An 11,593-nucleotide genomic window follows, 5' to 3' on the forward strand; every position below is an offset into this window, starting at 1 on the left:
GGGTGCCGTCCGGGGGCGTCAGGGGACGAGGACGATCTTGCCGAGGTTGCGGCGGGACTCGACGAGGGCGTGCGCGCGGGCGGCTTCCGCGAGCGGGATCCGGGCGTGGACGTGGGTGCGGAGCACCCCCGTGCGGTGCAGCTCCCACAGCTCGCCCACCCAACGGGCGTACAGCTCGGGCTCGTTCCTGGCCAGGGCGGCCATCTGGAAGCCGATGACCGAGGCACTGCGGACCAGCAGCTCGAAGGCGTCGACCGTGCCACCGCCGGAGCTGAAGGCGACCAGCCGGCCACCGGGGGCCAGCGCCCGCACGGCGGGCCCGAGGAGGTCACCGCCGACGCCGTCGAGGACGACGTCGACCGGCTCGCCCCAGCCCTCGTCCCCGTAGAGCACGACCTCGTCGGCGCCCAGCGCACGGACGAACTCCGCCTTGTCCGGGCTGCCGACGGCCGCGACCACGCGGGAGGCGCCACCGGCCTTCGCGTACTGCAGGGCGAGGGTGCCGACCGCGCCGGCCGCCGCGGTCACCAGCACCGACTCCCCCGCAGCGGGACGGCCCGCCTCGTGGGCGCCGCGCGCCACCAGGCCGCTGCGGACCAGGGCGACGGCGTCGACGGCGCTCGCCCACCCGGGCACCCGCGAGGCGAACGCCTGCTGGACCAAAGCCAGTTCAGCGTAGGAGTGGGCGAAGCAGATGCCGGTGACGCGGTCACCCGGCGCGAATCCGGTGACACCCTCGCCGACGGCGGCGACCACGCCCGCGACCTCGCCGCCGAGCGCGCCGGCCTGACGGCCCTCGCGTACCTTCCGGACGGTGGGCAGCGAGATACCGATCGCCTCGGTGCGGACGAGCAGTTCCCCGGGGCCCGGGGCGGGGGCGGGGGCCTCCTCGACGAAGAGGACCTCGGGACCACCGGTAGCCGCGCCGCCGGGACGGACGGGGCGCCCGCGCCCGCACCCGGAAGTGACGACGCGTCGAGGTGCCCCGGGCCGCGCAGGAGGGCCGGCACGGAAATCGGGTTGGGTGGCCGGGACAAGGCTGGTAACGTCCGGGATGCCGTGAAGGAACGCGAGGAGGTGAGACCCATGAAGGCTGTATGCGGGTGGGTGCTCCCCCTTGTCGTCACGGCGGGCGATTGACGTAGGTGTCGCCGGGAGCGCCTTGAACGAGGCTCTCCTGAAAGGTAACACCGATGAATTCCGTGCAATCCAACGAGCGAACCGGCGACCGGTCGGTCACCGTGGTGCGGGTCGCGGACACGCAGTGGCACGCCGTGGAGGACGACCGGGTGGTCGGTCGCGGCGACGCCTCGCACCGGCCCGACGGGCGACTGTTCGTGAGCGTCGACGCGTGGCACGGCCCGGTCTTCGACCGTATCGCCGCCGCGCTGGTCGCGGATCTGCCGACACCGCTGTACACGGTGGTCGACGAGGCGGACGACGAGTCGACCACCGCCTGGCAGCGGACCGGCTTCACGGCCGGACGCCGCGAGTGGGGCTACCTGGTGCCCACCGATCCCGAGGTCACCGGCCTCGGAGCGGTGCGTCCCCCCACGGGCGTGACCATCGTCCCCGCCGGCGAGGCGGCGCAGGCTCCGCTGCGGGCCCTGGACCACGCCGTCCGCGCGGAGGTCGAGGCCGGTGCGGGCTGGCGGACGATGCCGGCCGAGGTCCTGCCCAGGCCGGCGTGGTCCACCATGGCCGACCCGTCGAAGTACGCGGTGGCGCAGGAGTCCGACCGGTACGTGGGCCTGGTCCGGGTGGCGCCGCTGACCCGGCAGCCGCGGATCGGGCTGATCGCCGTCCGGGCCGACCGGCAGCGCCGGGGCATCGCCCGCGCCCTGCTGGCCCACGCGCTGGGCTCGCTGCACCGCGGCGGGACGGCGTCGGCCTGGACCGAGGTCGACGAGACCAACGCGGCGGCCACCGCCCTGTTCGAGGGCATCGGCGCCCGGCGCGCGGGTACCACCCTGGAGCTCGTCCGCCGCTGACGCCGCGCCGCACACCCCGGGAGCGGACCGGCCCCGTGCCGGGCCCGTTCCCCGTTCCCCGTTCCCACCGACCGTCCCCATCCAGAGCACCGTCACCCGACGGAGAAGCGAGACGACTTGACCAAGACAACAGGAGGCATCGAAGTCGAGGGCACCGTCCTCGAATGCCTGCGCAACGCCACCTTCCGGGTGGAGCTCCAGAACGGACACACCGTCCTGGCCCACATCAGCGGGAAGATCCGCAAGAACTACATCAAGATCCTTCCGTACGACCGCGTCCTCGTCGAGCTCAGCCCCTACGACCTCAGCCGCGGCCGGATCCGCTACCGGTACCGGTCCTAGCGGCGTGACGCGGCGCCCGTGGTGTCCGTGCCCGGTGGCCCGTCCGTTCCGGCGGGCCTGACACGGACGTCACGGGCGCCGGATGTCCGGATGACGGTGTGTCGCGGGACCGGGACATCCGGCCGTGCGCCCCTCCGTCAGGCCGGATGCGCGACACCGGCGGAGCGGGTGCCGTCCCCGTGCAGGCGCTGCTCCGCGGTACGCCAGGCTGCGGTGACGGCGCGGTGGGCGGTGGCCGTGGCCTCGGTGACGTCGCCCTCCAGGTGGAGCGGGGTGCCGAGGTGGACGTGCAGGGCGGGGCGGCGCAGCGGGGCGGTGGCGAGTCCGGCCAGCTGCTTGGCGGCGTTGCCCGAGGTCAGGCGGCGGGCGCCGCACTGGCCGAGCGGCACCACGGGGGCGCCGCTCGCTGCCGCGAGGCGGGCCAGGCCGGTGCGGAAGGCGGCCGGTTGTGTGTCACGGGAGTCGCGGCGCTTGGGCAGGCCGCCCTCGCCGTAGATGAGGACGACGCGGCCGGCCGCGAGTGCCGTCGCGGCCGCGTCGAGGGCGGTGGCGGCCCGGGCCGTGCCGCGGTGGACGGGTATGTGGCCGCCGGCCCGCAGCACGTTGCCGAGGACGGGTGCCCGCCAGAGTCCGGCGGTCGCCATCACCACCGGTTCGGTGCCCAGGCGGTGGAGCGCGGCCAGGACGACGGCCGGGTCGGCGAGCGAGCTGTGGTTGGCCGCGACGATGCTGCCCGGGGCGATCGGGCCCGCGGTCTCGGAGGTGACGCAGAGGCGGGCCAGGGCGGGCACCAGTGCGCTGGCGATCCGGCTGAGCATGGGTGTTCGTTCCTTCGTGGGCCTTCGGCGAGGTGGTGGTGCCATCCTCGCGCAGTGCCGGTGCCGGGCGCCTGAGTCGTGGTACTCATTCCGGGCTGGGTACGGGCCAACCGGCCCGTACCGGGTGTTCAGGGGGCGGTGAACAGGCCGGGGAAGGTGGGGGCCAGCCACGGCCGACGGCCCCAGGCGAGGACCTTGCCGCGGGTGAGGGCGTCGACGGCGGTGTAGTGGCCCAGGGCGATGAGCAGGAACGCCACCGGTTCGGTGAGGATCGTGCAGTCCGGGCGCCGCGGCGGTTCGGGGCTCACCACGGCGGTGCCGTCCGTGAAGGTCACCGCGAATCCGCCCAGGCCGCGTATCCGCAACCGTTGACATCCTCGCTGCCCTGAAGGACGGCGGTTCCCGCCTACCGCGCCGTTGAGGGCTGCGGTGTCGGGTGGGTTCCTGCTTCGCTGCGCGGTGCCGGGAGGAGTCCCGGTCCTACCTGCGCTTCACAGGCTGTCACGGCCAGTCCGGCCGCCTTGGCGGCGTTGACCGCCGCGTTGATGTCCCGGTCGAGGGCCGCCCCGCACGCCCCACACGTCCACACACGAACGTGCAGCGGCTTCGGGCCGTCCTTCACGCCGCACTGCGAGCACACCTGACTGGTGGGCTCGAACCGGCCGATCTTCACGACGGTGCGCCCGTACCGTGCGGCCTTGTACTCCAGCATGTTCACGAACGCCGACCATCCGGCGTCGTGGACGGACTTGGCCAGGCGCGTGCGGGCGAGTCCCTTCACCGCCAGGTCCTCCACGGCGACCGCTTGGTTCTCGCGGATCAGCTTGGTGGAGAGCTGGTGGTGGAACTCGCGGCGTGCGTCGGCCACCTTCGCGTGCGCGCGGGCGACCTTGATCCGGGCCCTGTTCCGGTTGCCGGAGCCCTTCTGTTTGCGGGAGAGGGCACGCTGTGCCTTCTTCAGGCGCTTCTCGGCGCGGCGCAGGAAGCGCGGGCTGTCGACCTTCGTCCCGTCGGAGAGGACCGCGAAGTGCCCGAGCCCGAGATCGATGCCCAGCTCGGGCGTGACCTCGGGAAGGACTTCCTCCGGGCCGGTCTCCACGACGAAGCTCGCGAAGTACCTGCCCGGCCGACTCCCGCGGCGCTGTCCAGGACCTCGGGAGGCGGCGGGTGCCGGGGACGGCCTCGCCGGGGCCGGGCCCGGCTCGCCGCCCTGGAGCTCGCCCTGCTTCCGAGGGCGGGCTCCGGGAGCGCGGCGCGGACGGGGAGGCCCGACCGGCGCCGCCACGGGGTGCCGGCCGGGTCGGGTCGGGTGGGGCTGGGGTTGCCCGGGGTCAGGAGTTCCTGCCGCGGGCGGCCACCTGCCAGCGGGTCACCAGCGTGCCGCCGTTCACCACGGCGACGTCGTCGACGAGGTTGACCGCGACGCAGACGTGGTTGGGGATGACGCGCAGCCGCTCGCCGAGGGCGGGCAGGCCGCTGTCGTCGGGCCAGGCCACGGTGGCGTGGTGTTCGGACAGGGCCGTGATGCGGGCCTCGGGGTGGTCCATGAGCCGGCCGAAGCCGGTCGCCCAGGCGGCCCGGTCGCCGCCGAGGATCTTGCTGCCCGCGTCCAGGACGACCCGGCGGGGTGTGGTGTCGTCCCCCTCGTGCCGGCTGACGACGGTCGCCGCGACCGTCAGCGCGATGTCCGCCGTGGTGCAGCGTCCGAGTTCGAGCTGTTGGGCGTCGCCGAACACGTAGACGCCCGGCCGCACTTCGGTGGCCGCCGAGGTGCCGGTCAGTTCCGCGGTGGGGGTGGATCCGCCGCTCACCCGGGTGACCTCGAAGCCTGCGGCGGCGAGCAGTTCGGCCGCCCGCGCGAGGGCCTGCTGCTCCTGCTCGGCCGCCGTGGCGGGCATGCCCGGTGCGTAGCCGTGGCCGGGGAAGGTGAACACTCCCGCGACGCGGAGGCCGGCCCGGGTCGCCGCTCGGGCCACCGCCACGGCCTGCTCCGGGCGGACGCCGCTGCGGTGGTGGCCGCTGTCGATCTCCACCATGACCTCGATGTCGCCGGCCGCGGCCCCGAGGTGGCGGCCGGCCGTCTCGGCGGCTTCGGCGGAGTCCGTTCCGATGGCGACCCTCGCCCGGGTGGCGAGCTTCTGCAGTCGCTGCGCCTGCCGGGGCCCGATCCACAGCGGGTAGGCGATGAAGAGATCGGTGGCGCCGTGGTCGGCGAAGACCTCGGCCTCCCCGATGGTCGCGACCGTCAGCCCGACGGCCCCCGCAGCGAGCTGGCGGGCGGCGATCTCCGGCATCTTGTGGGTCTTGGCGTGGGGGCGCAGCCGCAGGCCCTTGGTCTGGAGTGCTGCGGCCATGCGCTCGATGTTCCGTTCGAGCACGTCCAGTTCGACCATGATGTCCGGGGTGTCGATCTCCACGGGGATTGCGCTCATCTGTTTCCTCTTCGGCTCGCGTCGCACCGGACGTGTTCTCGTTCCACGAGGATAGGTTCGGGCACCTCGTGCGGGTCGACCACGTCGGCTGTGGGGCCGGCCGGTGCTTCCGCGGGGGTGGCGGGGCAGCGGCCGGCCGGGGAGGGACAGCGGGCCGGCGCCGGGGCCCGGAATGCCGAGGCCAGGCAAGTGACATGACACTGGCTCCGTGCGTGGCCGTGGTATTCGAAGGAGTCCGTCCCGCGGCGGGCGGCGACAGCGGTGGCCGTCACCGGCGCGCCGCCGGGGCGGACCAGCTCGCGAGCAGGCGCAGGGCGTGTTCGGAGGGGCTGTCGGACTCCGCGGTGTAGAGGTAGAGGGCCTGGTCGGGGTCGTCCGGAAGGGCGAGCGACTCGTAGGCCAGGGTGAGCTCGCCGGCGATGGGGTGGCGGTAGAGCTTGATGCCGTGGGTGTACTGCAGGACGTCGTGGTCGGCCCACCACTGGCGGAAGTCCTCGTCGCGCACGGACAGTTCACCGACGAGTTCGTTCAGGCGCGGATCGTGCGGGTGGCGGCCGGCGTACAGGCGCAGCGCCGCCACCGCGCCGCGGGCGGCGGTCTCCCAGTCGGCGAGCAGGTCGCGGGCGGCGGGGTCGAGGAAGATGAACCGGGCGAGGTTGCGGTCGCGGTGCGGCAGGGCGTCGAAGTCGACGTACAGGGCCTTGGCGAGCGGGTTGGCGGCCAGCACGTCCAACCGGTGTCCGAGGATCATCGCCGGAGTTCCGGTCAGGGTGTCCAGGACGCGCAGCAGCCCGGGCCGTACCCGCTGGGGCGGTTGGGGGCGTCGGCGGGTGGTGCCCGGTCGGGGTTTGGCCAGGTCGAACAGGTGGGCGCGCTCGGCCGGGTCGAGGTGCAGTGCGCGGGCCACGGCGTCCAGCACGGCGGCCGAGGCGTTCGGGGTGCGACCCCGTTCGAGCCGTACGTAGTAGTCGACGCTGACCCCGGCGAGCTGCGCGACCTCCTCGCGGCGCAGGCCGGGCACCCGGCGGCGGCCGGCGTGCGGGCCCAGGCCCGCGGCGGCGGGGCTGGTCCTGGCCCGGCGGGAGCGCAGGAAGTCCCGCAGCTCCAGGTTGGGTCCGCGCTCCGGGGGCGTGTTCACTCCTCCAGGTTAGGACGGTGCGCGGGGCGGCCGGCCACGCGAGAGGGGGTCTGCCGGACCCCCGGTGGACCCGGACCCGTCTGCCGGCACGGGCGGGGCCCCGCCCGGTGGTCTCCTGGACGGTGACTCGACACACCACTGCGGGAGGCATCCCCACCATGACCAAGCCCTTGATCGTCATCACCGGCGCAAGTTCCGGCATCGGCGCCGCGACCGCACGCCTGCTGTCCGCCCAGGGGCACCCGCTGCTGCTGCTCGCCCGGCGGCTGGAGCGGCTGGAGGAGCTCGCCCTGCCGCACACGCTGTGCCGCCGGGTGGACGTCACCGACCGCGGCGCCGTCGAGGAGGCCGTGGGCGAGGCGGAGGAGCGGTTCGGACCCGCCGACGCGATCGTCAACAACGCCGGGGTCATGCTGCTCGGGCGCATCGCCGACCAGCCGGCGGACGAATGGGACCGGATGATCGACCTCAACGTCAAGGGCGTGCTCCACGGCACCCGCGCGGTGCTGCCCGGCATGCTCGCCCGGGGCACCGGCACGGTCATCAACGTCAGTTCCGTCGCCGGCCGCAAGACCTTCCCCCACCACGCCGCGTACGTCGCCACCAAGTTCGCCGTGCACGCCCTGTCGGAGAACCTGCGCGAGGAGGTCGCCGCGGCCGGCGTACGGGTGGTGACCATCGCCCCCGGTGCAGTGGAGACCGAACTGCTCTCCCACACCGGCGACGAGCAGATCAAGACGGACTACGAGGCGTGGAAGAAGGCCGCCGGCGGCGCCCTGGACCCGCAGGTCGTGGCCGAGGCCATCGCCTACGCCTACCGGCAGCCGCAGAGCGTGACCGTCCGGGAGATCGTCCTCGCCGCCACCGGTCAGGAGGCCTGAGCCGCCACCCGGGACCCTCAGGTGACGAGCTGGTAGATGCTCACCGCGGTCAGCGCCAGGCCGGTCAGCAGGGAGAGGGTGATGACCAGCTGGTCCATGTGCTGGGAGATCCAGGTGCGCAGGGCGTTCAGCCGGGCCTGCGCGGCATCCGGCGCCCAGACGGTGTAGAGCTCCATGACCAGGAGGCTGAGCGTGGCCAGCAGGCAGTAGCCGGTCAGGGCGAGCCAGTCGGAGAGGGTGGAGAGGTCGGCGTCGACGACCGCGGCGGCGCCGGCGCCGACCAGGCCCCACGGCTGGAGCAGCCAGGCGAGGCCGGCGGCGGCGGCGAGCGAGGCGCTGTCGACACGGCCCGCCCAGCTCGGCGGCCGGGGCGGGCGCGGCGGCCGCCGGCGCCGGTACTCGCCGTACAGCACCAGGCCGACGCCGATCGCCAGCTTGGCGGCGACCGCGGCGGTCGAGGGCGCGCTGTGGTGGGCGGGCGGCGTCCCACCGGTCAGCAGCATCACACAGGCGATCACGGCGACCAGGTTCGCCAGCCAGGACAGCAGGAAGGCCAGGCCGTTGCGGACACCGCGTCGCGACGACAGCAGCAGGATGAAGGCACTGTTGTGCAGCGGCCCGAGGGTGATGGCCGTCCCGATGATGACCAGGTCGAGGACCATCGGCTCAGCCGCTCCCGGGGGTCGGGGCCGCCCGGCGCCCCCGGGACAGGCGTTCCGGGCGGGCATGCCCGGCAGGCACACGAGGTGCTGGCGCCCGCGCGCCGCAGTCCGACTCTGCGGCCCCCGCCCCGGCAGGTCAAGCAGGCCACGCCGACGGCCCGTGAGCCCCGTCCGCGCCGCCTCGACGTTGCGTCGATCGGTCGGCGGCACGACTCCCGCCGTTCCGTGACCCACGTCACACGCGGTTCCTGTCAGGAATCGGGGCGCTGTCCCGCTCAAGTCACCGACAGGGAGCCAGCGAACCGACAGGAGCATCACATGAAGCACCGCATCGTCGTCCTCGGCGCCGGCTATGCAGGGGCCTACGTGGCCGGGACCCTGGCCCGCCAGCTGTCCCCGGCGGACACCGAGATCACCGTGGTCAACACCGAGCCGGACTTCGTCCAGCGGCTGCGGCTGCACCAGCTCGCGGCCGGCCAGGAGATCGAGGCCCCGAAGCTCACCGACGTCTTCGCGGGCACGGGGATACGGCTGCGCCTGGCCAGGGTCACCGCCGTCGACCCCGAGCGCCAGGCCGTCGCCGTGGCCGACTCCGACGGCGGCGGCGAGCTCGGCTACCTGGACTAATCGCAGTGCACCGGGCTTCAGCCCGGTGGTGAAGCGATTCTGAACCCTGCTCTGACCTGTGCGGTGGGCACCCTCCCGCACTGTGGACGGTGCCCACCGCAGACCGTCAAGCCGGACGGTTCTGCTGCTCGATGTACTGCCGGACTATCGACAGCGGCGCGCCGTCGACTGATCCGGCGAAGTACGAACCGGACCACAGACGCTGTGCGCGCCAGTAGTGCTTGACCAGCTCGGGGTACTCCTGCCGCAGCCGGCGCGAGCTGACGCCTTTGAGCGAGTTGACCAGCTTGGACAGGGCGACCTTCGGCGGGAAGTTCACCAGCAGGTGGACGTGGTTGTTCTCGCCGTTGAACTCGACCAACTCCACCTCGAAGTCGGCGCACACGTCCCGCATGATCTCTTCGAGCCGGGTCAGATGCCGCTCGGCGAACACCTTGTGACGGTACTTCGTCACGAAAACCAAGTGCGCATGCAGGGCGAAAGCGCAGTGCCGACCAGTGCGGATGTTCTGATACTCGGCCATAAACCAAAATGGTACGGTGCTGACCGTGCAGCTCAGGTACAGCTTCCGCGTGTACCCGAACGGGCCTCAGCGTTCCGCGCTGGCCAGGGCGTTCGGGTGTGCACGGGTGGCCTTCAATGATGCCCTCCGGGCACGTGAGACCGCCCGCGCCGCCGGGCTGCCGTTCATCCCGTCCGGCGAGCTGTCCAAGCAGCTCACGGCCGCGAAGAACACCCCCGAACGGGCATGGCTCGGCGAGGTGTCCGCCGTGGTGCTGCAACAGTCCCTCCGGGACCTGGACACCGCCTACCGGAACTTCTTCGACGGCCTCAAGGGCATGCGCCCGAAGATGGGACCGCCCCGGTTCAAGTCCCGCAAGGACACCCGGCAGGCGATCCGCTTCACCGCGAACGCCCGATGGAAGATCACACCGGGCGGCGACCTATCGCTGCCGAAGATCGGCGACGTGCGGGTGAAGTGGTCCCGCGCCTTGCCGTCCGTGCCATCCTCGGTGACGGTGATCAAGGACAGCGCAGGCCGGTACTTCGCCAGCTTCGTTGTCGAGACGGACCCCGAGATCCTTCCCGAGACCGAACCGGTCACCGGTCTCGATCTCGGCCTCGGACACTTCGCCGTCCTCTCGGACGGGCGGAAGATCGACGCCCCGAAGTTCCTCCGGCGCGCAGAGAAGAAGCTCAAACGCGCACAGCAAGCCCTGTCCCGTAAGGCCAAGGGCAGCAAGAACCGCGAGAAGGCCCGTCACAAGGTCGCTCGCAACCACGCACGGGTGGCCGACGCCCGGCGCGAGTTCCACCACCAGGTCTCCACCGGACTGATTCGCGAGAACCAAGCAATCGCGGTGGAAGACCTGGCGGTCAAGGGACTCGCCCGCACACGGCTCGCCAAGTCCGTGCACGACGCCGGATGGTCGGCGTTCGTCACCATGCTGGAGTACAAGGCCGCGAAGTACGGCCGGAACCTGATCAAGATCGGCCGCTTCGAGCCGACCTCCCAGGTTTGCTCCCACTGCGGCGTCAAGGACGGCCCCAAGCCGCTGAACATCCGCGTCTGGCAGTGCCAGGCGTGCGGCGTCTGGCTGGACCGGGACGTCAACGCCGCCGTCAACATAGCCACGGCCGCCGGACTGGCGGTGTCAGCCTGTCGAGCGCGGGTAAGCCGGGGACCCGTCCCCGCACAGCGCGAAGAAGCAGGAACCCACCGAGACGGTCAGACGACCGTGGTAGGAATCCCCGCCCTTTAGGGCGGGGAGCGGAAGTCAAGACACGCTCCTCTACGCACTCGGCAGCCACGTCGCCGACCACGGCGTCCCCGGCGTGACCGAGCACGCGTTCCACGTCGCCAGTCGTCCGGCGGCGCTGCGCCTGCGTGAGCGCCTGGACAGCCTGGACGGGCGGGACGAGGTCGGCAGCGTGCTGGTCGTCGGCGACGGGCTGACCGGCATCGAGACCGCCACCGAGATCGCCGAATCCCGGCCCGGCCTGTCGGTGACGCTGGTCGCCCGCAGCGAGCTGGGCGCCTCGCTCTGCGCCGGAGCCCGCAGCCACCTGCGTCAAGCCTGCGGCCGGTTGGGCGTCACCGTCCGGGAGCACACAAGCGTCGAAGCCGTCGAAGCGACGCGGGTGCTGTGCGCCGACGGCACCGTCCTGGCGTCCGACGCAACCGTGTGGACGGCCGGGTTCGCGGTCAACCCCATCGCCGCCGCCAGCGGGCTGGAGGTCACCGAGAACGGTCAGATCGTCGTCGATCGCACCATGCGGTCGGTCTCGCACCCGAACGTCTACGCCGCCGGCGACAGTGCCTGTGCCGTCGGCGACAACGGCCGGCCGCTGCCGATGTCCTGCGCTTCGGCCGGCTACACCGGCCGGCAGGCCACGGCCGCGATCACGGGACGCCTGACCGGCCGCGAGATCGCGAACACCAGGTTGGAGTACGTGGGCAACCACATCAGCCTCGGGCGGCGGGACGGGATCCTGCAGATGGTCGACGGCGAAGGGCAGGCGAAGCCGAAGTACCTGAGCGGCCGGAGGGCCGCACGGATCAAGTCCGGCATCGTCAGGATGTCGCTGTGGGCCACCTCCCACCCGACTTTCGGCCTGCCCAAGCGCACGCGCCGCCTGGCCGCCGCGCCGGCCGCGTCCGCCGGGAACGCGGCGGCGCAGCCGTCTAGTTAGGGTGTTCC

At 72.8% G+C, this 11,593-nt stretch carries 10 protein-coding genes and 4 pseudogenes; 6 read left to right on the forward strand and 8 right to left on the reverse strand.

Features of this window, described 5'->3' with window-relative positions; genetic code table 11:
* Positions 1-18 precede the first annotated feature (18 nt).
* Positions 19-918: pseudogene (locus ACF9IK_RS01060) on the reverse strand (quinone oxidoreductase family protein); the annotation flags it as partial.
* Positions 919-1,193: 275 nt separating this feature from the next.
* Here ACF9IK_RS01060 and ACF9IK_RS01065 point away from each other — a divergent pair.
* Positions 1,194-1,991 (forward strand): GNAT family N-acetyltransferase, encoded by a 798-nt coding sequence (locus ACF9IK_RS01065; RefSeq protein ID WP_395292345.1) that lies wholly within the window; start codon positions 1,194-1,196, stop codon positions 1,989-1,991.
* A 117-nt stretch (positions 1,992-2,108) separates the two neighbouring features.
* Entirely contained in the window at positions 2,109-2,333 is a 225-nt protein-coding gene (gene infA / locus ACF9IK_RS01070; protein WP_395292346.1) for a translation initiation factor IF-1, read from the forward strand.
* 137 nt (positions 2,334-2,470) lie between these two features.
* Here infA and ACF9IK_RS01075 read toward each other — a convergent pair whose 3' ends face one another.
* From ACF9IK_RS01075 to ACF9IK_RS01095, 5 genes and pseudogenes are all read right to left on the reverse strand, one after another.
* Positions 2,471-3,151, reverse strand: a complete 681-nt coding sequence (locus tag ACF9IK_RS01075; RefSeq protein ID WP_395292347.1) for a lysophospholipid acyltransferase family protein — start codon at positions 3,149-3,151, stop codon at positions 2,471-2,473.
* Positions 3,152-3,279: 128 nt separating this feature from the next.
* On the reverse strand, positions 3,280-3,486 hold the full coding sequence (locus tag ACF9IK_RS01080) for a hypothetical protein (protein ID WP_395292348.1): 207 nt from the start codon (positions 3,484-3,486) through the stop codon (positions 3,280-3,282).
* A 71-nt stretch (positions 3,487-3,557) separates the two neighbouring features.
* Positions 3,558-4,274 (reverse strand): annotated as a pseudogene (locus ACF9IK_RS01085) (RNA-guided endonuclease TnpB family protein); the annotation flags it as partial.
* A 208-nt stretch (positions 4,275-4,482) separates the two neighbouring features.
* Positions 4,483-5,583, reverse strand: coding sequence for an alanine racemase (locus ACF9IK_RS01090; protein ID WP_395292349.1), 1,101 nt, complete (start codon positions 5,581-5,583; stop codon positions 4,483-4,485).
* Between the two features lie 268 nt (positions 5,584-5,851).
* Positions 5,852-6,721 (reverse strand): helix-turn-helix domain-containing protein, encoded by an 870-nt coding sequence (locus tag ACF9IK_RS01095; protein WP_395292350.1) that lies wholly within the window; start codon positions 6,719-6,721, stop codon positions 5,852-5,854.
* Positions 6,722-6,879: 158 nt separating this feature from the next.
* On the opposite strand from ACF9IK_RS01095, the gene ACF9IK_RS01100 reads away from it, so the two are divergent.
* Entirely contained in the window at positions 6,880-7,602 is a 723-nt protein-coding gene (locus ACF9IK_RS01100) for an SDR family oxidoreductase (protein WP_395292351.1), read from the forward strand.
* Between the two features lie 17 nt (positions 7,603-7,619).
* On the opposite strand, the gene ACF9IK_RS01105 is transcribed toward ACF9IK_RS01100, so the two are convergent.
* Positions 7,620-8,264, reverse strand: coding sequence for a GAP family protein (locus ACF9IK_RS01105; protein WP_395292352.1), 645 nt, complete (start codon positions 8,262-8,264; stop codon positions 7,620-7,622).
* Positions 8,265-8,582: 318 nt separating this feature from the next.
* Here ACF9IK_RS01105 and ACF9IK_RS01110 point away from each other — a divergent pair.
* A pseudogene (locus ACF9IK_RS01110) lies at positions 8,583-8,882 on the forward strand (FAD-dependent oxidoreductase); the annotation flags it as partial.
* A gap of 115 nt (positions 8,883-8,997) precedes the next feature.
* Here ACF9IK_RS01110 and tnpA read toward each other — a convergent pair.
* Positions 8,998-9,414, reverse strand: a complete 417-nt coding sequence (gene tnpA, locus ACF9IK_RS01115; RefSeq protein ID WP_395292353.1) for an IS200/IS605 family transposase — start codon at positions 9,412-9,414, stop codon at positions 8,998-9,000.
* A 25-nt stretch (positions 9,415-9,439) separates the two neighbouring features.
* Here tnpA and ACF9IK_RS01120 point away from each other — a divergent pair, with 25 nt between their 5' ends.
* Positions 9,440-10,654: an RNA-guided endonuclease InsQ/TnpB family protein gene (locus tag ACF9IK_RS01120; RefSeq protein ID WP_395298428.1), complete on the forward strand. Its 1,215-nt coding sequence runs from the start codon at positions 9,440-9,442 to the stop codon at positions 10,652-10,654.
* Between the two features lie 4 nt (positions 10,655-10,658).
* A pseudogene (locus ACF9IK_RS01125) lies at positions 10,659-11,585 on the forward strand (NAD(P)/FAD-dependent oxidoreductase); the annotation flags it as partial.
* Positions 11,586-11,593: the final 8 nt, after the last annotated feature.

Origin of the sequence: Kitasatospora hibisci (assembly GCF_043950205.1) — a bacterium.
Taxonomy (GTDB): Bacteria; Actinomycetota; Actinomycetes; order Streptomycetales; family Streptomycetaceae; genus Kitasatospora; species Kitasatospora hibisci.

What these genes read in the sequence shown, in the direction of transcription:
- ACF9IK_RS01065 (WP_395292345.1), top strand. Translation starts at nt 1,194, where the DNA reads ATGAATTCCGTGCAATCCAACGAGCGAACCGGCGACCGGTCGGTCACC.
- ACF9IK_RS01075 (WP_395292347.1), bottom strand. Translation starts at nt 3,151, where the DNA reads ATGCTCAGCCGGATCGCCAGCGCACTGGTGCCCGCCCTGGCCCGCCTC.
- ACF9IK_RS01090 (WP_395292349.1), bottom strand. Translation starts at nt 5,583, where the DNA reads ATGAGCGCAATCCCCGTGGAGATCGACACCCCGGACATCATGGTCGAA.
- ACF9IK_RS01100 (WP_395292351.1), top strand. Translation starts at nt 6,880, where the DNA reads ATGACCAAGCCCTTGATCGTCATCACCGGCGCAAGTTCCGGCATCGGC.
- ACF9IK_RS01105 (WP_395292352.1), bottom strand. Translation starts at nt 8,264, where the DNA reads ATGGTCCTCGACCTGGTCATCATCGGGACGGCCATCACCCTCGGGCCG.
- tnpA (WP_395292353.1), bottom strand. Translation starts at nt 9,414, where the DNA reads ATGGCCGAGTATCAGAACATCCGCACTGGTCGGCACTGCGCTTTCGCC.